Annotated in this window: 15 protein-coding genes; 8 read left to right on the forward strand and 7 right to left on the reverse strand. The window is 34.4% G+C overall.

From position 1 onward, the window contains the following. The first annotated feature begins 35 nt into the window (after window positions 1-35). Window positions 36-1,307 (forward strand): MFS transporter, encoded by a 1,272-nt coding sequence (locus EV145_RS17640; RefSeq protein ID WP_133526510.1) that lies wholly within the window; start codon window positions 36-38, stop codon window positions 1,305-1,307. A gap of 90 nt (window positions 1,308-1,397) precedes the next feature. After that, window positions 1,398-2,474: an exopolyphosphatase gene (locus tag EV145_RS17645; RefSeq protein WP_133526511.1), complete on the forward strand. Its 1,077-nt coding sequence runs from the start codon at window positions 1,398-1,400 to the stop codon at window positions 2,472-2,474. Window positions 2,475-2,651: 177 nt separating this feature from the next. Here the strand turns inward: EV145_RS17645 and EV145_RS17650 are convergent, their stop codons facing one another. From EV145_RS17650 to EV145_RS17660, 3 genes are all read right to left on the reverse strand, one after another. After that, window positions 2,652-3,932 (reverse strand): hypothetical protein, encoded by a 1,281-nt coding sequence (locus tag EV145_RS17650; RefSeq protein WP_133526512.1) that lies wholly within the window; start codon window positions 3,930-3,932, stop codon window positions 2,652-2,654. Window positions 3,933-4,006: 74 nt separating this feature from the next. Beyond that, entirely contained in the window at window positions 4,007-4,384 is a 378-nt protein-coding gene (locus EV145_RS17655; protein ID WP_133526513.1) for a hypothetical protein, read from the reverse strand. 783 nt (window positions 4,385-5,167) lie between these two features. Further along, a complete protein-coding gene (locus tag EV145_RS17660) occupies window positions 5,168-5,962 on the reverse strand; it encodes a polysaccharide lyase (protein ID WP_133526514.1) in 795 nt (264 codons plus the stop codon). Window positions 5,963-6,632: 670 nt separating this feature from the next. Between EV145_RS17660 and EV145_RS17665 the strand changes: the two genes are divergently transcribed. Continuing rightward, window positions 6,633-10,337, forward strand: a complete 3,705-nt coding sequence (locus EV145_RS17665) for a family 10 glycosylhydrolase (protein ID WP_133526515.1) — start codon at window positions 6,633-6,635, stop codon at window positions 10,335-10,337. 128 nt (window positions 10,338-10,465) lie between these two features. Continuing rightward, window positions 10,466-13,969 (forward strand): N-acetylmuramoyl-L-alanine amidase, encoded by a 3,504-nt coding sequence (locus tag EV145_RS17670; protein WP_133526516.1) that lies wholly within the window; start codon window positions 10,466-10,468, stop codon window positions 13,967-13,969. 306 nt (window positions 13,970-14,275) lie between these two features. On the opposite strand, the gene hmpA is transcribed toward EV145_RS17670, so the two are convergent. Next, the gene (hmpA, locus tag EV145_RS17675; protein WP_133526517.1) at window positions 14,276-15,487 is read right to left on the reverse strand and encodes an NO-inducible flavohemoprotein; all 1,212 of its coding nucleotides are present in this window, start codon (window positions 15,485-15,487) and stop codon (window positions 14,276-14,278) included. A gap of 310 nt (window positions 15,488-15,797) precedes the next feature. Here hmpA and EV145_RS17680 point away from each other — a divergent pair, with 310 nt between their 5' ends. The 4 genes from EV145_RS17680 to EV145_RS17695 all read left to right on the forward strand — a co-directional run bounded on the left by EV145_RS17680 (window position 15,798) and on the right by EV145_RS17695 (window position 18,968). Next, window positions 15,798-16,415, forward strand: a complete 618-nt coding sequence (locus EV145_RS17680) for a hypothetical protein (protein WP_133526518.1) — start codon at window positions 15,798-15,800, stop codon at window positions 16,413-16,415. Between the two features lie 174 nt (window positions 16,416-16,589). Beyond that, window positions 16,590-17,048: an RNA methyltransferase gene (locus EV145_RS17685; RefSeq protein ID WP_133526620.1), complete on the forward strand. Its 459-nt coding sequence runs from the start codon at window positions 16,590-16,592 to the stop codon at window positions 17,046-17,048. Between the two features lie 110 nt (window positions 17,049-17,158). Further along, complete coding sequence (locus tag EV145_RS17690; RefSeq protein ID WP_133526519.1) at window positions 17,159-17,707, forward strand: hypothetical protein; 549 nt, start codon at window positions 17,159-17,161, stop codon at window positions 17,705-17,707. Window positions 17,708-18,011: 304 nt separating this feature from the next. Beyond that, a complete protein-coding gene (locus EV145_RS17695) occupies window positions 18,012-18,968 on the forward strand; it encodes an aldo/keto reductase (RefSeq protein ID WP_133526520.1) in 957 nt (318 codons plus the stop codon). A gap of 144 nt (window positions 18,969-19,112) precedes the next feature. On the opposite strand, the gene EV145_RS17700 is transcribed toward EV145_RS17695, so the two are convergent. The 3 genes from EV145_RS17700 to EV145_RS17710 form a co-directional block, all read right to left on the reverse strand. Beyond that, complete coding sequence (locus tag EV145_RS17700; protein ID WP_133526521.1) at window positions 19,113-19,559, reverse strand: hypothetical protein; 447 nt, start codon at window positions 19,557-19,559, stop codon at window positions 19,113-19,115. A 97-nt stretch (window positions 19,560-19,656) separates the two neighbouring features. Further along, window positions 19,657-20,223 carry a ferritin-like domain-containing protein gene (locus EV145_RS17705; RefSeq protein WP_133526522.1) on the reverse strand — a complete coding sequence of 189 codons (567 nt, stop codon included), beginning with the start codon at window positions 20,221-20,223 and terminating at the stop codon, window positions 19,657-19,659. Between the two features lie 19 nt (window positions 20,224-20,242). Further along, complete coding sequence (locus EV145_RS17710; protein ID WP_133526523.1) at window positions 20,243-22,384, reverse strand: catalase; 2,142 nt, start codon at window positions 22,382-22,384, stop codon at window positions 20,243-20,245. Between the last annotated feature and the right edge of the window lie 307 nt (window positions 22,385-22,691).

Consider the following 22,691-nt stretch of genomic DNA (forward strand, 5'->3'; position numbering starts at 1 on the left):
AAAGAAAAAATACTTCATCAAAAAAATAAGAAAAAATGATCAGCGGTTTAAGAAAAAAATACATAGAAAATTATAGTGGTTTCCCAAGAGAAATTTGGATTTTGACACTAATAACCTTTATCAACAGAACGGGAACAATGGTAATTCCGTTTCTCTCAAAATACATGCGAGAGAACCTGCATTTTGAATATAATCAGATAGGATGGGTAATGGTTTGTTTTGGTGTTGGATCTTTTATAGGCACTTGGCTAAGTGGCGTATTGTCTGATAAAATTGGGTTTTACAAAGTGATGATAGGCAGTCTTTTTGGAAGTGGTCTAATCTTCTTTATGCTGCAATATACATCATCATTTGAAGGGTTTTGCTTTTCAATTCTGCTTTTAACAACTGTTGCTGATATGTTCAGGCCGGCAATGTTAGTATCCTTAAATACGTATACTAGAAAAGAAAATAAAACTAGGGCACTGGCTTTGGTAAGAGCGGCCACGAGTTTGGGGTTTCTATTTGGGCCTCCTTTAGGTGGTGTCATAATTATGCTAATAGGCTACAAATATCTATTTTATGTAGATGCAGCTACTTGTATACTAGCAGTTTTAGTTTTTGTTGTTTTAGTGAAAGAAAGAAAACTGCCTTTTAAACTCAAAAAAAACAATATTGGTGTAGACAAATATGCCATATTAAAAGATAAGGCTTTTTTAACGCATATGTTTATTTCGCTGATAACAGGGATAATGTATTTTCAAGTATTTACCACTCTGACCCTATACCATAGAGAGCAATTTAATTTGTCAGAAGTAAACAGCGGTTTGATTTTAAGCTTTAGCGGTATATTAACATTGCTGTTTGAACTGCCGATTGTTAATTATGTAGAGAAAAACAGAATTAATAAGCTGAACGTTATAATGGTAGGTTTGGGCTTTATGGTGCTTAGTTATATTCTTCTTTTGGTAAATGACAAATGGTACGGAATATTGTACATAATGATGTTTTTTATGACGCTTGGGGTAATGTTAACTTTTCCTTTCGCTAATTCATTTGCCATGACTAGATCGCATAATAATCAAGAGGGAAAGTACATGTCTGTTTTTACAATGAGTTTCAGTCTAGCGCATATATTAAGTGCTAAAACAGGTATGGAAATTGTCGCGTATGCAAGTTATAGAGCCGACTTCATATTTATGAGTCTAATCGGTTTGTTGGCTATTTCACTTTGTTATTGGCTTGTAAAAACTGTTGAGAAAGAATCGATTGAAACTAAAATAAAAATAGTACAATCTATTTTTGTTGACAAAAACAAGAAACTATGAGCTGCTTTTTGAGATGAAAAATGGAATTATAATTCCTTTTCAATGTTTGAATAAAAATGAGTTGCTATTATTAAAAAACACCCATTTAAGATGAAAAAAAATATTGCGTTCATAGTCATAATCATTTTTATTTTTTTAATTCCGTCGAGTTTGATTTCACAAGAACTCTATGCCGGAATTGAAATAGGAAGCAAGGGAGTAAAAATGTCGATAATAAATGTCCAAAACATTAAAAGAGGAAAATATGAAGTAGTTGATTTTTGGACAGAAAATGTAGCTATCGCAAAAGGGATCGCTATTGACGGAAAATTAGCCGATAATGATATCGAAAATGCTTTTAATGTAGCCGTGAAAAATTACACCAAACTAATTAAGGAAAACAAAATTGCAGAGAAAAATATTTTTATAGTTGTGTCATCTGGGGTAGGAATGGCCAAAAATGTCGATATTCTGCTTCAAAAATTATATGTTTTTACCAATATTAATGTTGGAATAATTTCTGCAGAAATAGAAGCAAAATTATTATTAAAAGGATGTATTCCGCCAAAAGAGTATGAGAATTCTTTGATTTTGGATATTGGGGGAGGAAATACGAAAGGCGGCTATGTGGAGGAATTTACTGAAGATGATATTTTGTTGTTTTATCCCCTGACATTAGATTTAGGAACAGTAACCTTTACTGAGAAAATAAACAAGAACGCCAAAAACAATTCTGTCGATGAATTTAATGGATTGCTAGTTGATGCATTACCAGAATTAAGAGAACAGACAGATCATTTGTATCAACAAAGTCCAAAAGTTTCTAATAAAAAAAATGTGTACATGTCTGGAGGTGCAGTTTGGGCATTTTACACGTTGTATAAAGGAAAAGGTGCAATAGAAAATTTTAATCCGTTTGAAATTAAGGACGTTGCAGATTACGATAAAATGATAAAAACAGATTACGCAAAATTTGAAACATTAGCATTGCAAAATAAAGATGTCGAGAAAGTATTGAAAACCTATTCTCAAAAATATTTAATTGCAGCAAATTCAATATTGCTTACTTTATTAGAGAAAATTCCTGATGTCAAATCTAAAAATATCTATTTTACAAAACAGGGACAAATGGCATGGCTTCTTTCTTATATTGCTGATTCTGCAAAAAGAGCAAAAAATATTAATTAAGAAAGACCTAATAATGATTTTATATAAGTATTAGAAAAAGAAAAAGTTTAGGCTTTTTTTTTTGACATTCTGATATAATTCAAGTGCCAAAAATTAGTTTTATGTATGTGAAGAGAAAATGAAATGATATAAAAAAAACCAGTAATCTAAATGATTACTGGTTTTTTTTATTGATTTTTAGTTGTTGAAATTTTGGCTTTTAACTCTAAAGTCGGGTTTCTTTTTCATGGATGAACTGGCAAATAATTCATCATTTTTAAGTTTTATAAACTCAATTCCGAATTGTTTTCCTTGATACCAATTACTGATGAAAGAATTCGTTGCGGTATTTTGAGTTGTTCCAATAATCTTGGTATCATTAATAAGCAGATCTTTCAAAATTATTTTCTCTAAATATTCATTAGAAATTGTAACTGTATCAGAAAAGATAATGAGGTGGCTAAATCCTGAAATTACTGAATTGGTCAATGTTAAAAAAGTATTTTCCCTGATTAATATTGCTTCGTGTTTAAGCCCTTCAGTTTCAGAGCCAATATCCTCGGTATGCATCATCGTGATGTTTGTAGCATTTACTCGGGTCATTTCTTTTTTGCTGTCTAAAACTTCGCCTTTTCTGGTGTCGACCGTTTCCATTTCAAAACATCGAGAGCCGTAACTATCGGATAAGAACGGACTTCTAATGGCGATACTGTTTGAGAGATTGCATTGAACGCCCTGGGTAAAATCAAAGTCATCATCTGCGGAACGCATAGATACTAGATTATTGGCATTTACATATCCACCATAGAATTGAAAAGAATCCTCATCTGATGACGTAACCTGGATATATTCTAATTTTGTTTTACTCCCAACCCCCGCTAGCGATAGGCCATTTATTGGTCTATTAGCAGATGTTTTTTTTCCAGAAAACTCAATTCGGACATATTTTAAAATTCCGGAATCACTGTCTTTGTTATCTCCGCCATACATTGCTTTTTGTGGATCAAGATCGAAATCTAAAGTACCAACTCCTCCGCTTTTGTTTATTGGCGCATCTCCTAAAACAATAATGCCTCCCCAATCACCCGGATTCCTGTCTCCTGAGTTCTTGTTAGAGGTAAAAATGATAGGGTCGGTTTCGGTACCTTCAGCAATAATTTTGGCACCTTTTGTAATTACTAATGTGGTCAAAGTACCTGTATCACACCTTATCAGCGTACCTGCTTGAATTGTTAAAGTTGCATTTGAAGCAACATAAACGGTACCGACTAATATATAGACATTTTCTTTTTTTAAAGTCATATCCGCACTAATCACACCGTTTAGTATTATGGAGGCTTCATTATAATTGGTGGTTTTGGGATTAAAATTCGTCCACATATTCAACCAATTGGTATCGCCGTTAATACCTTTAGTGTTTTGTGCTTTAATTAGGGTTGTGAAAGTAAAAAATACGAGCAAAATTAATTTCTTTTTCATAACTACTTTTTTTAAAATTATTTTAAAAAAAAGGCCAACCTTTAAAAAGTCAGCCATTTCACAATTTCAAGTCATTATAATTTAGAAGCAATCTCTTTTTTGTATTTGTTAAGAATTGCTTTTGTCATTCCTAAGTTTGCTTTTGTTGAGTCAACTGCGAGATAGATCATATATAAGTTATTCTCAGAAATATCGATAATGTGAATTTGGGAGGTTAAATTAATCATGATATCTGAAACCACTTGATTTTTTAGTCCTAAAGCACTAACGGCATTCATTTTTGCTTTTACTACTTCAAGGTTAAAAGCTGATGCTAATTCCGGATCAAAATCGGCAATTACTGAAAGTGAAAAGTAGGACATTCCTGTTTGAATTTCTGCAATTGAAACTGCAATGAAACCTGGAACATTTTTTTCTAAATCGTCTCCGAATTGTTTTAAAAAGTCTGACATAATTTGGTATATTTAATTAGTTTATAATTGGTTTTTCAACTTCATTGTTGACTTCACAAATATATTTTTAAAAATATCCAGCCCACTTTTTTCTGTAAATTGATTTCTTCTTTTTTCTTACTTTTTTTTGACTTAGATCTTTTTTTTTAATCTTTTTTGAAAAGAAATACTGACAATCAGTGACTTATGTTTTATTTTTTTGCTACCATTTAGTGGTTGGTTTTTTAAAATATTGAAATTAGTTAGTTTTTGGGTTTAATAACCTGTTAATGAGGTGTTTGCGTTTTGTTTTTTATACCATCAGATGGTGGTAAAATTTCTATTTTGTTGATTGTGATTTTTGTAAGTTTTTGTTTTTGTGTTTATTACGATTTTTAACTTCTATTTTTAGCCTTTACGTGGTGTTGGATTTATTTAATAAAAAAAATAATAATTGAAATTGTAGGAAGAATTAAAAAATACGTTTGCTAAACAAGTATTTCTACGTAAGGGAAGGTGTGGGCCTATTATTGGTTTTTACTCGTTTTTTGAAATCCGAAGAAAAAATCTAAAATTTACGATCAGAAACTTGCTGTAAAAATGTTTAATGTTTGTCGGTTTTTAATTTATTTGATTTGAATTCTAAGATTGGCGAGGTTACTATTTTCTAAAATAATTTTCGATGGTTATCCTGTTTAAGAAAAATCTTGAAGTTAGTTTTTGTACCAATAAAAAACTCCGATTTTCTTATTAGTTATAATAAGTAAAATCGGAGTTGTGATTTTTATTTATTTTGGAAACGTTTTAAAGAGCATCCCAAGATGCACTAGGGTAATAAATAGAACTTGTTACCGGAGCTTTCCAGTACTCTTGACTACCGCCACGGAAGGTATGTAGACTTACAGCATTTACATTTCGTTTAGAATCGTTAGTCACCCAACGAATCTTTTGATTCAATATTTCCGTGCCATTTACATAATATTTTACGTATCCATCGGTATTAGACCCCGTATTTAACTTAACAGATATTTGACAGTTATAGGTAACGCCTTCTTGTATGTAATATTTCTTTCCAAAATCATTACCAAATTGTCCAGGCTGATCTCTATAATACACATAAGGTTGGAGATAAGCACCGCTTCCTTTAGCAGTGTTTGATCCATTTGGGCAATACCACATAAAGCGTGCGCTACCGCCATTTCCATCCCATCCAGGATCGCCACCGGTATTTTGATCACCAATTAAGATGCCATAGCCACATTTGCCACCTCTGCTCCAATAAAACCCAGAGTTAAATTTCATCTGGAACCAAACCGTGTAAACACCAGTTGACCAAACGCCGTAAGAGGTGCACAAACCACCAGGACAAGACAATGTATTGGTTTGCAAAGTAATTGTTCTCGCACCAGCGCTTCCTGCTAATGCCGCCGCCGCTGCGACTGCTTCTTTTTTAGTGTTTTGCGGTACGTCTTTGTTAACGTTTTGCGAAACATCTTTGTTAGTGCTTTGCGGAACATTTAAGTCTTGTTCCTTGTCGCACGAATTGAACACTAATGCTGTAATAAATAGCAAACTTGTTACTTTTAATAGGTTTTTCATTTTTAAAACTTTAAGGTTAGTAAATAATAGATAGTAATTACTTCATTGATAATGAGATAGAAAGCTTTTTCTATTTCTCAAAAGTGGTTTCAATGCAATTAGTAATTGTTACTACAAAGTTGATTAATAACAACTTACGTGTGGAGCAAAAAAGTACGATTTTAGGTACACAAAAATCCGCTTGTGAATTTTGTTTATTTTTTCTTTGAACTTTTAAAAGGTATTATTAGAAATAATGCTGAAAGAGTTTGACCTAAATAATTAACAATTTAGTGCAAAGTATATACTGTTTGTAGAACAATTTTAAAAAATAGGGTAACAGTTTTCATATTCAATAGAAATTGTATTTTATCGAAAATTGAATTTTAGATTAAAAAAGCATGATAGTCTAAAAATCAAAATATTACTTCCTTTTTTCGGTCAAAAGTTTTCTTAATTGTACTATTTTTCTTTAAAATTTAAAATTCTTCGATTTTTTAAAATATTTTATTAACAATTGTGGATAATATTAGAAGAAATCAATCCTAGTATTTATCAGGTTTTATGCGTTATTTAAGTTAATATTTGCATTATTTTGCATGTTTTAACTTAAAAAAGTAAATTTAAGTTAGTTTTTGTGCGTGTTTTTTGTAATATATTTACTTCTATTAAACTTAAAACAACCAAATCTATGAAGCAAAAATTACTTAATTTATTCTTTTTATTAGTTGTTAATGGTCTTATGTTAGGCCAAGGAACCAACATTTCACCGGGCTGTTCCAATAGTGGTGCTGAAGTAAGCGCAAGTCCTAAAGTCGATTTAAGAGGTACTTATTTAACATCAGTTTATAATTTGGATTGGCCAAGCAATAGAACTGCAACTCCTGCAGTTCAACAAGCCGAGTTGATTACAATTCTGGATAAATTGGTTCTTACGGGAATCAATACGGTATATTTTCAAGTTCGACCAGAATGTGATGCGCTTTATAATTCATCAATAGAACCTTGGTCATACTGGTTGACGGGGACTCAAGGTGTGGCACCAAATCCTTTATGGGACCCTTTGAGTTTTGCTATTACAGAATGTAGAAAACGAGGATTGGATTTGCATGCGTGGCTAAATCCTTATCGTGCAAGTGTTGGAGGTTACACTCTGGCAAATAATCACGTTTCTAAATTGAATCCTTCATGGGTTTTTACAGCTTCTAACAATGCGAATCTTAAAATTTTGAATCCGGGTTTGCCTGCTGTAAAAAATTATATTATAAGTATTGTACAAGATATTGCTTCGCGATATGATATTGACGGAATTGTTTTTGACGATTATTTTTATCCCGATCAAGGAATGGCAAACAATCAGGATGCGGCCACATACGCCAATAATAATCCAACTGGAATCAGTAATATTGATGATTGGCGTCGTGATAACGTTAATAAAATGATTGCTGGTGTTTATGATGCTTTGCAAGTTATTAATGCCAATAATAATAAAAACATTGTTTTTGGTGTGGCTCCGTTTGGTATCTGGAAAAGTGGTGTTCCTCCTGGAATTGTTGGAAATCCTTCCTATAGTGCCTTATATTGTGATCCAATAAATTGGCTGCAAAATGGTAAAGTAGATTTTATTTCGCCTCAATTATATTGGAAAATTGGCGGTTCTCAAGATTATATCAAACTTTCGCAATGGTGGAATGATCAGGTAGCGACTTATGGCCGACATTTATATGTAAGTCAAGGTTATGATCGTTTGCCGAGTACCTCATCTCAGAATTGGCCTGCTTCGGAAATTCAAAATCAAATTGATCAAAACCGAATTCCAGGAATGACCAATACTTTTGGTCAGACTTCTTATTCGACTCAATTTATAATGAGTAACGAAAAAGGAATTGCAACTACTTTGCAAAATAATCAATATAGGTATAAATCTTTTCCGCCATCGATGCCATGGAAAGATAATGTATGTCCATTGGAACCAACAAACATTCGATTTGAAGGAAATATTCTGAAATGGGATGTTCCAGTTGTGGCTAGTGATGGTGATTTGGCTATTAAATATGTAGTATATGCATTTGCCACGCAGGCGGATATTCCAAATTTTAAACAAGACGGAACCAAAGTTTTGGATATTGTAAATGCAACTCAAATTACGTTGACTACAGCTCAATTAACTGCTCCAAATAATTATTTCTTGGTAACAGCTTTAGATAAAAACAACAATGAAAGTGCTAATATTACAGGCGTTCCGTACAGTACACTACCTGCTGCTCCAGTAGCTTTAAGTCCAACAGAAGGACAATTATATGTGAGTTCTCCAGTAAATTTTTCTTGGAGTTCTAACGTTAGCAACGGAGATTATCGTATTCAGGTTTCAAAATCTGCAACAGGATGGACAGAAACAAACGGATTTACAAGCGCTTCAACACCAAATGCAACCGTTGTTGTGAATGATGTGGTGAATACAACGATGAGTTATATTTGGAATCAGCCCAATGCGGCGGTGTATGAAGCTCCAGTAGGAGGAACCACTTATTATTACACTATAAGAAGTTATAGTGCTGCAACGGGAACTTCAAAATATGCTGCTCCTATAAGTTTTACTCCAAAAAGTGCCAATTGCACTGTGCCGGGTACAACGGTTATTACCGTTGATAATCTTGATGCAACACTGGTAGGAGCTTGGACCGCAACAGCTGCAACTTCAGGTTATGTCGGGTCAAATTATGTACATGACGGAGATACTGCGAAAGGAACAAAAACAGCTACTTTTACGCCAACAATTGCACAAAGAGGAAGATATGAAGTTTTCATTAATCATACCGCTGGTAGCAATCGCGCCAATAATGTCCCTGTGGATGTCATTCATGAAAGTGGCACAACAACTGTTCCTGTAAATCAGCAAATTAATAATGGAACATGGGTTTCGCTAGGAACTTATAATTTAAGCGCAGGTACTGCTAATAAAGTTGTAATTCGTACAACAGGCACTTCGGGCGTAGTTATTGCCGATGCCGTGCGATTCTATTTTATAGATTGTCTACCAGATGTTACGCCACCGGTAGCCAATTTTACACCAGCTTCGGCCACAATATGTGCAGGACAAACGGTTACTTATACAAATGCTTCTACTAATGCGACTTCATATAGCTGGTCATTTCCAGGAGGAACTCCGAGTACAAGTACTGCTGCAAATCCGGTTGTAACTTATAATACTGCAGGAATTTACAATGTTGCTCTCACAGCTACTAACGGAGCGGGTTCAAATACGAAAACATTAACGAATGTAATTACTGTGAATCCGTCAGTAGCAGTTACCGCTGGATTTACCGCTCCTTATTCAGAAGTGGCAACGGGTGAAAATATGACTTTAACCAATACTTCTACAGGAGCTACAACTTATGCGTGGACTTTTCCTAATGGTTCTCCTGCAACAAGTACAGCGGCAAATCCGACAGTAAATTTTACAACAACAGGTACTAAAACCATTACTTTGGTGGCTTCAAATGCTTGCGGAAGTAATACTTATACGATGACAATTTGCGTTGGAACAAATACCAAAACGACTCTGGAAACATTTGAAAGTTCGGCAGGAAGATTCACAAGTATTCCTACGGCATCGGGTTCGACTGCAGGAATTGCGACAACATCGACATTGGCGAGAGCTACAGACAGTTTCAAAAACGGAACAGCAAGTTTAAAAGCCGTTTTGAATGATAATACAGCGGTCACTACAAACTGGTTAGTACGTTTGCTTTCTGGCGGAGGAACCCCTGCAAATAATCAGGCTTTTGTAGGGAATCAGGGATCTTTTGGATTTTGGCTGAAAACAAGTACTGCAAATGCTGGAGCAACTGTAACGGCATGGATTGATGATTCTGATGGCTTGGAAGAATTACCTCCACTAGCCATTATCAACAACGGAGCTTGGAATTACTACGAATGGTTTTTACCAACCGCAGTAGGAACTACCATTACAACAGGAAATGGAATTGTTAGTGGGACTTCCGTAACATTAGATGCTATCGTAATCAAACAAAATAATACCGCAACGACAATGACGGTTTGGATAGATGATATTCAGCACAATTATATTTCGGCTTGTTCCGGAACTAGAAAAATGTTGAATACCGAAGAAATTCAAGAGATTGAAGATATTAAGGTTTCTGATGAATTAATCGTATATCCAAACCCAACCAACGGAATATTGAATCTGAAATTGGACAGCAATATAAAATCTGATGTTCGATTGTTTAATGTCGCTGGCCAACAATTGCTGAATACCACTTTTGAAGGCACCGAACAACAACTGGATCTGAATAATTTAGGACAAGGAATTTACCTTCTTCAGGTTGCAACCGATGGAAAAATCACTACTAAAAAAATCATTTTAAATAAGTAAATTTTGTTTTTGGATTGAAGACCGCCACTAAGCTGGCGGTTCTTTTATGCTTAAAAATTCACTTTTCCATGTAATTTCTTACTATTAACATATCCAATTTAAACTATTTATTAACAAAAGACAAAAGCATGAAGAAAAACAAACCTATTAATTTACGAAACCAAATTGCCTCAATTATGGTTTTGTTTAGTGTTGCAATTGGTTTGGCACAGACAACGCCAGACTCTAAAAAAGCAAGTGATACACAACTGTATTCTTTAGCCGACAAGTATTTGAAATCTTCTATCAAAAAAGAAGTTAAACCAAATGGAGAAGTATTTCTGCAAAGGAATATGGATGATTATTTGGCTTTGACTAGTAAAAAAAATGTTTCGACTCAAAAGCCAAATGCTGCGCAAAAGCACGATGAATTAGAGTGTGATCACAATGGAGAACTTTTGAAGGAGTATTTAAACAGACCGCATCCTTCTGTTGCAACAATGGCTAAATATTTTGCCGATGCAAGCAAGGAATTTGGTGTTCCTGTAGAAATTTTGATGGCTGTAGGACAGGTACAAAGCAACTGGGCACAAGTATCTTCTTCTTTCTACGGTTCTTGGGGAGTAATGGGATTGATTGAAAGTGACTATAATAATCAAATTGCCATAGCTGCAAAATTAATCAAAGTTACTCCAGAAGCTATTAAAACTGATGCAAAAACTAATATTAGAGCTGCAGCAGCTTTGCTTAAAAGTTACCAAACTAATGTAAATCCAAAAGGTTTGCAAGATTGGTTTGATGCGACTCGTGAGTTGACTGGTTTGAAAGATGAAGCAATGAAAACTTCATTGGCAGAACGTTTTTTTAAAGTAATTAAAGAGGGCTCAAAAACGATTACACTTTGGAAAGAAATTATTGATATTAAAGGAAATGGAGTAACAATTTCATCAGCTAAAAGTTCAAAAGCTACCGCAAAAGGAAGCGCAACTGAAGCAGTCATGGCAGTTGATTATCCAGGTGCTTTATCAAGAATTACCGCTTGTAATTATGGAGTAGGGCGTAATGGATATGGTATTGATTACTACTTCGTTCACTATATGGCCACAGGTACTTATGAAGGTGCTATTTCTTATTTTAATGATTGCAGCAGAACAACTCCAACTTCTGCGCACTATTGTATTCGTAACTCTGACGGCCAGATTTCACAAGTAGTTCGTGAAGCGGATCGCTCGTATTCTCAGGGAGTTTCTGGATACCCACAGTGGAATGGAGCAGGGGTAAGTACAGAACATGAAGTATTGGCCACGAATTTATCTATGTGGGATAGCCAGCCAATGTTGAATGCAGCAGCCGATTTGGCAATTAATGTTTGTGATAGAAATGGTGTACCTAAAATAAGACGTGTAACTAATGGAAATCGAGGAATTTACGGCCATAATGACGTAAACTCAGGAACAGATTGTCCTAATCTTACAACCGCTCGTTGGAATGTTTTATTAGGGAAAATAACAGCTGGAAGTGCAACAAATGTTCCAACTCCTACAGCACCAACAGCTGGTCAGGTATATGTGAGTACGCCAGTAAACTTTACCTGGGATTCTACAATTGCAACAGCAGATTACCGTATTCAGGTTTCTAAATCGAATACAGGCTGGAATGATACAGACGGTTTTACAACTTCAACTTCGCCAAATAGTACAGTAATAGTAAATGATGTTGTAAATACTGTAAAAACCTATTTTTGGAATGCTACAAGTGGAACAGTTGCAGAATCTCCAATAGGCGGAACCGTATACTACTATACAATTAGAAGTTATAGTGCAGCAACAGGAACTTCAAAATATTCAACTCCGGTAAGTTTTACGCCAAAAAGCGCGGGTTGCACTTTGCCAGGTTCAACTTCGATTACGGTCGATAACTTAGCCGCAACTTTGGTTGGGGCTTGGACTTCTACTGCCGCAACAGCAGGATATATAGGAACAGATTATATTCATGATGGTGATACAGGAAAAGGAACTAAATCGGCGACTTTTACGCCATCAATTGCTCAAAGAGGCAAATACGAAGTATTTATCAACTTTACTGCGGGTTCAAACCGTCCGACAAACGTACCTGTGGATATCATTCATGAAAATGGAACAACTACTGTTACAGTAAATCAACAAATCAATAATGCTACTTGGGTTTCATTAGGAAGATATGATTTCAGTGCAGGTTCTATCAACAAAGTTGTGATTCGTACAACTGGGACGACAGGAGTTGTTATCGCAGATGCCATCAAATTTAATTTTATCGATTGTTTGCCAGAAAATGTAGCTCCAATAGCTAATTTTACACCAGCAACTGCCACAGTTTGTGCAGGACAGACAGTAACGTATACTAGTACTTCTACAAATGCATCTTCTTATAGCTGGTCATTTCCGGGAGGAACACCAAGCACAAGTACTATTGCAAGTCCGGTAATTACGTACAACACAGCAGGAACTTACGATGGAAGTTTAACGGCTACAAATGCCATAGGTTCTGATACTAAAACAGTAACAGGATTGGTAACCGTAAATCCTGTGGCGACTGTTGCAGCAAGTTTTACAGCTCCTTTGACAGAATTAGCAATAGGAGAGAGTATGACATTAACAAATACTTCTACAGGAGCTACAACCTATGCTTGGACTTTCCCAAATGGATCTCCTGCCACTAGTACAGCTGCAAACCCATCAGTGAGTTTTACAACTGCAGGTTCAAAAATGATTACTTTGGTAGCTTCAAACGCCTGCGGAAGTAATACATACACAATGACAATTTGTGTGGGTACAAAGACTAATACTACATTAGAAACTTTTGAAGCTTCTGCTGGAAGATTTACCCAAAGTCCAACTACTTCGGGTTCTACAGTTGGTATCGCAGCAACTTCAACTTTAGCAAGAGCGACAGATGGCTTTAAAAACGGTACTGCAAGTTTAAAGGCTGTTTTGAACGATAATACTTCGGTTGCTACAGACTGGCTAGTACGTCTGCTTTCCGGTGGAGGAACTCCAGCAAATAATCAAGCATTTGTGGGTAATCAAGGTTCTTTTGGTTTCTGGCTTAAAACAAGTACGGCAAATGCTGGAGCTACTGTAACGGCATGGATTGATGACGCTGATGGCCTGGAAGAATTGCCTCCAATTGCAATCATCAATAATGGAACTTGGAATTACTATGAGTGGTTTTTACCAACAGCAGTAGGAACAACGATTACTACTGGAAACGGAATCGTTGGCGGAGCATCTGTAACTTTAGATGCAATTGTTATTAAACAAAATAATACAGCCTCTACAATGACTGTTTGGATTGATGATATTCAGCATAATTATATTTCTGGATGCTCTGGAACTAGAAAAATGTTGGATGTTGCCGATGTTGAAAATCTAAAAATTGCCGATGGATTGGTAGTGTATCCAAACCCAACAAACGGAATTTTGAATCTGAGTTTAGAAAACAACACAAAATCTGATGTTAGTTTGTACAATACTTTAGGCCAGCAATTGTTGAACACCAGTTTTGAAGGATCTGAACAACAACTCGATTTAAATAATTTTGGACAAGGAATTTATCTTCTTCAGGTCATAACGGACGGTAAAATGACAACCAAGAAAATTATTTTAAATAAATAAAATTTTTAGCATTACTCAAACTCGTTAAACGATGTTTGAACACTTGTATTTTTTATGATAAAAGGGCTGTCTCAGTTGTGGGACAGCCTTTTTCATCTTAATTATTTTCTATTGGAAAATATAAAAAAGGAAAAGAAATTAGAAATTAAACCTGCAACAATCCAAGAACGCATCCAAAAAAAGAGAAAATTCGATCGGTCTGCGCAGTTTAAATAAGCAAGAGTCAACGTTATAAACAAAGTTGTGATTAAATTTCTAAAAACTAATAGCCAAGATTTCTTAATAAAGAATATGCTTGTTTTCACCTTAATTTAAATTGATTAATTGAGGGCCAAATTCTTCGTAGAAAATGTTCTCTGTTTTAACATTCAAATTAAGCAATGTCTCGTATTGTGATTTAATAAACATTTCAGGACCGCAAATATAAAATTTAGCCTCATCCAATAATATTGCTTCTTTACATTTATGAAGATCCACACGACCTTTAAAAATTTGATCTGATGAATCATTCAGACTTTCATGGGAATCATAAAACGTAAAAGTTTCGAGCCATTTTGCTTCTTGTTTTAAACTTGAAATCTGATTTTTAAATGCATGGACAGATTCATTTCTGCAGCCATGAATCCAAACCGTTTTTTTATTTAGAAGAGCATTTAAATTGGTTTCAAGCATACTCAACATTGGTGTAAAGCCAACACCGCCACTTATTAAGACTAATGGGTTTTTGGAATTTTTTTCTAAATGAAATAGTCCTGCAGGGGAAGAAATAGAAACAACAGCTCCTTCCGATTTAGAATGAAGCGTATTAGAAACCATTCCCGACGGATTTGAAGCGATACCATTTTCTCTTTTTACAGAAATTCTGTAATATTCAGGGTTGAAAGCACTTGATAAACTATATTGTCTTGGCTGTAATAGATTTAATTCTTCTACAAAGACTTGTACGCTTATAAATTGACCGGGATGAAAATCGGCAATTTCCTGTCCATCTTCAGGGTATAAATAAAATGATTTTATCTCAGCTGATTCTTCGACTATTTTTTTAATTACGAATTTTCTCCAGCCATTCCAGCTCCCCGGCTTCGTTAGATTTTCTCTATACAATTCTTTTTCAACATCAATCATAATTTGAGCAAGCTGGTAAAAGGCGACCGTCCATGCTTCGAGGATTTCGGGTGTTGCCGCCTCACCAACAACTTCTCCGATAGAAGCGATTAAATGTGTTCCCACAATTTTGTATTGCTCAGGCTGGATATTAAGACTTCTGTGTTTGGTTCCTATTCCTTTAAGCACTCCCAAAAGAATACTTGGATTATCGATATTTTCGGCATAAGCAAGCACTGCATTTGCTAAAGCTGATTTTTGTCTTCCATTGGCCTGATTACCCATGTTAAACATATTGCGAAGCTCAGGATGATGTTTAAACATTCGGGCATAAAAGTAATTTGTGAGGTCTTCGCCACTTGATCTTAAAATTGGAATTGTCGCTTTTATAAGCTCTTTTTGATCTGCATTCATTCTTATGATATTTGGATTAAATATTTGATTTGCTGAAATAATCTTGTTTTATTATTTCATTATTGCAAATTTAGATGGCAGTCAAAGCTCAAGTTTATGATTGAAATCATAATTGAAACAGAAATATGATAATTTTAGAAAAAGAAAAGCTTTTTGTCTATTTGAAGAAAGTTTATTATTCAGCGAAAAATAGAAAACCAGAATTAATTAATTATTACAAGAACTGGACTATCAGTAAGTTAATAATCATAATTACTTTTGAACTGCAATTCATCAAATCGCATAAATGTTTATCAAAAAAAAATGAGCCATGTCAAAATTCCATCTCAATATTAAAGATTTAGTTCAAGGAGAATTCAAAAAACAGAAAATAAATGTCGCATTTGTATTTCAAGTAAATTGTCCAGGTTGTTTTATATACGGAATTCCTATTATGAATGAACTTTATAGGACGTATAATAGTGAAGTTGGTTTTATTGGAGTCGCTACTGCTTTTGAAGATTTCGAATATAATAACGAAGCAAGTTTAAAATTACTGCTAGATAGCGGTACATTAGTTGGAGAAACTCAAAAATATTACAATACAAATTATGGCCTTTCTAAGTATTCTGAGACTCTAAATTTTCCTGTAGCTTTTGATACTATTATTTCTTCCGAACAATTCATCAATTCAGATAAGATTGAAATCCTTTGTGATGTCATTCCTAATTTCGATAGTTTTTCTGAAAAAGAAAAAGAGGCAATATTTCAAAAAATAAGATCGCATTATTCTCAAATCCCTTTAATAGCTGAAACATTTACTATTAATCAATTAAGAGGTACTCCATCATTTATTATTTTCGATGACAGTTATACTATCTTGGGACAGTACTTTGGTCATCAAAATCAGGAAATTTTAAAAACGAAACTGAACGATTTGTTGCGATAATTTCAAAGCTTTTGAAGCTATTATGATTCGGCTGAAGTAATTTCTGCTTATATGTATCAAAATTGTTTCAAATGATGTTTAGGCAGTTTAAATTTAAACCAAGCCATTATAGAATATCGTATACATCTAAATAAAAAATTGATTTATGTAATTGCAGTTTGTACTTTTGCATTTATGAATGATAATTTTATAAATGAGTATTTTGGCATAGGAATACAAAATGGTAAAACACCTGAAAACTTGGGAGTTTTATGGAGATCCGCTCAAAATTTAGGCGCTACTTTTATATTTACAATAGGAAATAGATATGCCAAACAAGCTTGCGATACTCATAATGTCGTAAAAGCAATTCCGTACTTCCATTATGATACTTTTGAAGCTTTTTTTGAAAATTTACCAAAGGGAGCAAGACTGGTTGGAGTTGAATTAGATGAAAACGCGTCCGATTTAGAAACTTTTGAACATCCAAGACGTTGTGTTTATTTATTGGGTGCAGAGGATCATGGTTTATCAAAAAAAGCAATGGATAAATGCCATCATTTAGTGAAATTTAAATCAGTAAAAAGTTTAAATGTGGCTGTGGCAGGAAGCATTATTATGTACGACAGAAATTTGTCTAAACCTCGTTCTTAAATTTAAACAAGCTACATTAATTTACAAATCATTTTATACAGGAGTTGAGGTAATTGACTTCTTTCAAATATACTTGTAAGTTATCACTCATTTTATAACCAAACTGCAATTTGAAAACTATTTGGAAAATATTACTTGTTGTTTTTATTATCATAATTATTGTATTTGTCATTGTTTCTGATGTTTTGGATAGAGGACAATATTATTCGACTTTCACACCGAAAGAAGAAATGATTGAATTTTATATGCATAAAACAACTGAAGAACAAGAAAAAGCCTTTGAAAAGAATTTTGGGAATGAAAAATATAGTTTTCCAAGGGAACAAGTTGCAGAAGTGAAACTATTTAGAAACAGATTTTTGTTAAGTCGTTTGACTTCAAAAACGTTATCTAAATCAAGTAAATCAGAAGTAATTACTTTTTTTAATAATCCTGTTAATTTCGATTGGGGAGAAACAACTTGGGAAGTTACTGAGTCAGAATATATTTTGAGATTTTACAATAAGGAAGATAAGGAAATCGGTAAAATTTGGTTGTGCTTGGAAGGTTGTGGAATGACAAAATCAATTCCTTTTTCGCCGAATATGAAATACGGCGGTTTAAGTGAAACTGGAAAAAAAGGCATAGAAAAGATTATAAATAAAATACTAACTGAATAAAAAACGAGTGATAACAGCCGTTTGGCGAGATTGGGGTTTTGAATTTAAAGATGGTTTTGTATATGGGAAATTTGTGTTTGACCGAAAAATCTCGCATCTTTATTCCCCAACCTCGCCAAGCGCGAGAACGTTGAGGTAATTGACTTTTTCAAATATAATTATAAGATATTGTTCTTCTCTTCAGAATATGTTACTTCTTTCTTAATCTCTTACATAATTGCTTGTATTAGAAAATTAAACATTTTGTTTAAAATATAATATTTACTTTTATTACTTGATACGAATGGATTAACACACAAACAATATGGATTCTCAAAACCAAAAAAACGAAATAAACCGACGCAGATTTTTACAAAACAGCGCAAAATTAGCGGCTGCCGGAATTTACATGAGCATGTTTGGTATGCCTAAATTATTTGGCAATACCATAATGGATATGGATAAAGAGGCTGCAGAGATTACGAATGTTAAGTTGAATAACGGCGTAAAAATGCCTATGCTCGGGTTTGGAACCTACGGGCTTAAAGGAGAAGTATGCCAGCAATCTGTAGCCGATGCACTATCAGTAGGTTACCGTCTTATTGATACCGCAAAAGTGTATGGAAATGAAGAATCGGTAGGAAAAGGAATAAAACAGAGTGGAGTCAATAGAAAGGAACTTTTTGTTACCTCGAAACTATGGGTTGATGATGCTGGTTATGAAAATGCTAAAAAAGGTTTTGAAGAAACACTAAGAAAATTGGAACTTGATTATCTTGATCTGTACCTTATACATCGTCCAAGAGGTGATGTGAAAGGATCTTGGAAAGCAATGGAAGAACTTTACAAGGCTGGAAAAATCAGAGCTATTGGTATAAGCAACTTCGATTCAGACCAGTTGGCTGCTCTTTTGTCATATGCTCAGGTAAAACCGGCTGTGAATCAGATTGAGACCCATGCTTTTTATCAGCAGAGTAATGCATATAATGTGCTAAAGCAGCATAAGGTCCAGATGGAAGCATGGGCGCCTTTTGCGGAAGGTCGTAATGGGCTTTTTACAAATGAAGTATTTGCTCAGATTGCCCAAAAGTATGGCAAGACTGTGGCTCAAGTAAATCTGAGATGGCATTATCAGCGTGGAATTGTTGCCATTCCAAGATCTTCACAAAAAGCACATATTATAGAAAATCTAAATATATTTGATTTCAAACTCAATCAGGAAGATATGAGTGCAATTGAAAAGCTCGACTTAAATAAAACGCAGTTTCCAGAATGGAGTTAGAGCATGGCAATTATGACGAATATTTTGCTTTAATGAATCTTGATAATTTTTGTTAGTGAATATAATGTACTATTAAATATTTATATGTTTCTGTCCACTTTTCGGTATGAATTCCAATTTCAGGACGAGACAATAAATGGGTAGCTACAAGAATAATTTATAAACGATAAATACTGTTATGGCAAATATTATATGTGCAATAAAAAGTTGTAAATAATAACCTTTAAAATCAATATTTGGTTTTTGAGGAATAATTTCAAATAAAATGATCCAGCTTATTATTCCAATAATACCGCTAATTACACCAAGCAGAATACTGGCTAACCAAGATATTTCCAGAAATTCATTCAACCATAAAATATGATATCCAACAACAAAAAAAAGACCTATTAAATAATGTAAAAACCATCCCAAAATAGTTTTAAAATTAGGGGATATTTCTAAATGCAGAGCCGTTAGAATATAAGTCAATAATACAGGTTCCTTATATACTTCTCTGGCGCTTGCCGAAACGGCATAACTAAAGAGTGTCATTACAGATGTTGCAGCAATTGAAGATATTAGAATTTGAAGTAGGGTAGATAAAGTCATTTTTTTTTAAAATAAATGGATATAAAAACAAATCCTAAATACTTGAGAAATTATGTATTTAGGATTTTTTTATTTTTAAAATTGATTAAAAGAAATATTATTCTGCGGCTACAATATTGACCGCGTTTAGTGCAACATCACTTAACAGACAATTAGCTTCTTTTTCTTCAGCAAGGGTCTGTGTTAATAGTTTAGCCGAATCATTTTCTCCTAATGTTTTCGCAAAAGCGACAAGAGTTCCATAAGTTGCGATTTCATAATGTTCGATTTTTTGCGATGCAGCAATAATACCTGCGTCTCTCACTGCTCCAGGTTCTGTTTCTTCCAAAATAGAGTCACCTTCTTTTAAAAGACCGGCCATTGCCTCACATTTTTTTCCTTCAGCATTTTCTCCAAGGAGTTCAAAAACTTTTTCTAGGCGAGCAACTTGATTTTGTGTTACAGCATGATGCTCCTTTATTGCTGAAGCAAGTGCTGGAGAAGTTGCATTTCCGACCATCTTTGGCAATGCGTTTACTAGGGCATTTTCTGCCCAGTAGATATCTTTAAGACTATCAATAAAAACTTCTCTTAATGATGTTGCCGCACCGTTTACAGGTTTGACAATAGTATCTTTCGTACTGTTAGGAGTTTTAATATCATTTGGTTTATCTGAATTTTTCATAAGAATATTTTTTAAGGTTTTAATTGTATAAGTTTGGTTCACGTTCCCAGAACCTGTGTTTGCCCATTGCAGCAATAAATTTTTGTGCAAATGATTCGCTTGCAACTTCACTATTTATAATCATCCCATCATCCTGATTGGTGATTTTTGATGCAAATGGCGCTATACTTAGTACAGCAGAAGCGGCTCCGTCAGCTGCTATAACTTTGCAGTGTTTGTAGGCATCATTTAAAAATTCATTTAGATCATCATTTTCAATTAGCGTGTTAATACCTAAACCGTCTGGAATGTATACAGCATCAAATAATACAGAAGAGGCAGTAAGGAAACTGAAATCCACATGTATTTCTCCATCGGTATCAGTAACAACAGTTCCAAGATTTTTTGCTATAATACATCCTTTTGCATCTTCTTTCAATAATGCTTTTTTGATATTCGTGACTGCTGCCTCAGAAACTCCATCAGCAACTATAATAGCTACTTTTCTTGAAGCAATTGTGGGAGTGTTTGTTGGGTTTTTAAGCATAGTCAAGGCATCAGATGAAGCAACAGAAGATGCTACTGTTTTTGATTCTTGATTACCATTTTCGTTCTCAGGAGAAACTCCGTGATTTAATGGTGTTTCTAATATTGAGGGAACTTTCATTCCAAGACCAACGGCTACTTTTTCGGCAAGATCTCTATCTACCTGAGACAATAGTCCAAGCATTCTCAGTCGTATTGCTGCAGTCTCTACCTTTCCAAGCTCAAAACGCAACGCTTTAATAATGTGGCTTTTTTCGGTTGAAGTTTGACTGTTAAAGAATAATTTGGCCTGACCAAAATGATCTGCAAAACTTTCGCTTCTTCCTCTTATTTTATGCGCATCTACACGCTCTTCAAAACTTGAAAAACCGCCTTCAGCAATCTTTGCCTGATAAGGACATCCTCCTCCGAGTGAATTGGGATGATAGCTTACGCGACCTACATTAATTTCTTGACGCATATGCCCGTCACGTTGATTATTATGTACAGGTGCAACGCTGCGATTAATTGGAATTTCATGAAAATTTGGGCTTCCTAATCTTGACAATTGTGTATCGGTATAGGAGAATAAACGTCCTTGCAATAACGGATCATTTGAGAAATCAATTCCAGGAACAACATGTCCGGGATGAAAAGCAATTTGCTCCGTTTCTGCAAAGAAATTATCGGGGTTTTTATTCAGCACCATTCTTCCAACAATCGTTACAGGTACTAATTCTTCAGGAACCAGTTTTGTTGGATCCAATAAATCAAATTCATATTTTTCTTCATCTTCTGAAGGAATGATTTGTACGCCTAATTCCCATTCAGGGAAATTACCCGTATCAATTGCTTCCCAAAGATCTTGTCTGTGAAAATCAGGATTTTTTCCCGAAATTTTTTGTGCTTCGTCCCAGGCAACAGCGTGAGTTCCTAATTTTGGTTTCCAGTGAAATTTCACAAAAGAAGATTTTCCAGCCTCATTAATTAATCTGAAAGTATGTACTCCAAAACCTTCCATCATACGATAACTTCTCGGAATGGCGCGATCAGACATAACCCACATAATCATGTGCATTGATTCTGGCATCAGTGAAATAAAATCCCAAAAAGTATCATGTGCCGAAGCAGCTTGAGGCATTTCATTATGAGGTTCTGGTTTTACGGCATGAATAAGATCTGGAAATTTAGCCGCATCCTGAATAAAGAAAACTGGAATATTATTTCCAACCAAATCATAAATTCCTTCCTGCGTATAAAATTTAACCGAAAACCCACGTACATCGCGTGCTAAATCAGTAGAACCACGTGAACCTGCAACAGTTGAGAATCTTGTAAAAACCGGAGTTTTAAGCCCCGCTTCTTGCAGAAAACCAGCTTTAGTTAATTCGGGGATTGGATTGGTTACTTCAAAAAAACCATGCGCTCCAGAACCTCTTGCGTGAACAATACGTTCAGGAATTCTTTCGTGGTCAAAATGCGTAATTTTTTCCCTTAAGATAAAATCCTCTAATAGGGAAGGACCTCGTTCGCCTGCTTTTAAAGAATTATTATCATCATTAATCTTGACACCTTGATCTGTGGTTAAGAACTTATTGGTGCCGTCGGATTTGTTGAACGACAGTTCTCTCTGTTTTTCATCCTGAAAATTTTCCATAATTGTTTAGTATTAATGGTTACAAATAAAAACCTGAGCCAGAAGTTCCTTATAAGTTCATTCATTGAAAATGAAATTCTTATATAGTTGTCAGGGTTTTCAAATGTAGTCTTAACAGTTACCGTTGCCGTTATACTATTGCAATTGCTTAGTTATACAATTTTCAGTAATTCAGTTGGTTATGGAAATAAAATGATGTTTTTTTGTTTATAATTGAAGGAAAATCAATTAATAATATAATTAATTTAAGTTGATGTTGTACTGTTTAATCGTAAGTTGTATAGAAACTTTATTTAATAATTGTATT

The organism is Flavobacterium sp. 245, assembly GCF_004362055.1.
GTDB lineage: Bacteria > Bacteroidota > Bacteroidia > Flavobacteriales > Flavobacteriaceae > Flavobacterium.

Excerpts from the sequence above, each read along its gene's own strand:
- EV145_RS17665 (WP_133526515.1), top strand. The coding sequence starts at position 6,633 with ATGAAGCAAAAATTACTTAATTTATTCTTTTTATTAGTTGTTAATGGT.
- EV145_RS17650 (WP_133526512.1), bottom strand. The coding sequence starts at position 3,932 with ATGAAAAAGAAATTAATTTTGCTCGTATTTTTTACTTTCACAACCCTA.
- EV145_RS17685 (WP_133526620.1), top strand. The coding sequence starts at position 16,590 with ATGAATGATAATTTTATAAATGAGTATTTTGGCATAGGAATACAAAAT.
- EV145_RS17645 (WP_133526511.1), top strand. The coding sequence starts at position 1,398 with ATGAAAAAAAATATTGCGTTCATAGTCATAATCATTTTTATTTTTTTA.
- EV145_RS17700 (WP_133526521.1), bottom strand. The coding sequence starts at position 19,559 with ATGACTTTATCTACCCTACTTCAAATTCTAATATCTTCAATTGCTGCA.
- EV145_RS17680 (WP_133526518.1), top strand. The coding sequence starts at position 15,798 with ATGTCAAAATTCCATCTCAATATTAAAGATTTAGTTCAAGGAGAATTC.
- EV145_RS17670 (WP_133526516.1), top strand. The coding sequence starts at position 10,466 with ATGAAGAAAAACAAACCTATTAATTTACGAAACCAAATTGCCTCAATT.
- hmpA (WP_133526517.1), bottom strand. The coding sequence starts at position 15,487 with ATGAATGCAGATCAAAAAGAGCTTATAAAAGCGACAATTCCAATTTTA.
- EV145_RS17660 (WP_133526514.1), bottom strand. The coding sequence starts at position 5,962 with ATGAAAAACCTATTAAAAGTAACAAGTTTGCTATTTATTACAGCATTA.
- EV145_RS17705 (WP_133526522.1), bottom strand. The coding sequence starts at position 20,223 with ATGAAAAATTCAGATAAACCAAATGATATTAAAACTCCTAACAGTACG.
- EV145_RS17640 (WP_133526510.1), top strand. The coding sequence starts at position 36 with ATGATCAGCGGTTTAAGAAAAAAATACATAGAAAATTATAGTGGTTTC.
- EV145_RS17710 (WP_133526523.1), bottom strand. The coding sequence starts at position 22,384 with ATGGAAAATTTTCAGGATGAAAAACAGAGAGAACTGTCGTTCAACAAA.
- EV145_RS17655 (WP_133526513.1), bottom strand. The coding sequence starts at position 4,384 with ATGTCAGACTTTTTAAAACAATTCGGAGACGATTTAGAAAAAAATGTT.
- EV145_RS17695 (WP_133526520.1), top strand. The coding sequence starts at position 18,012 with ATGGATTCTCAAAACCAAAAAAACGAAATAAACCGACGCAGATTTTTA.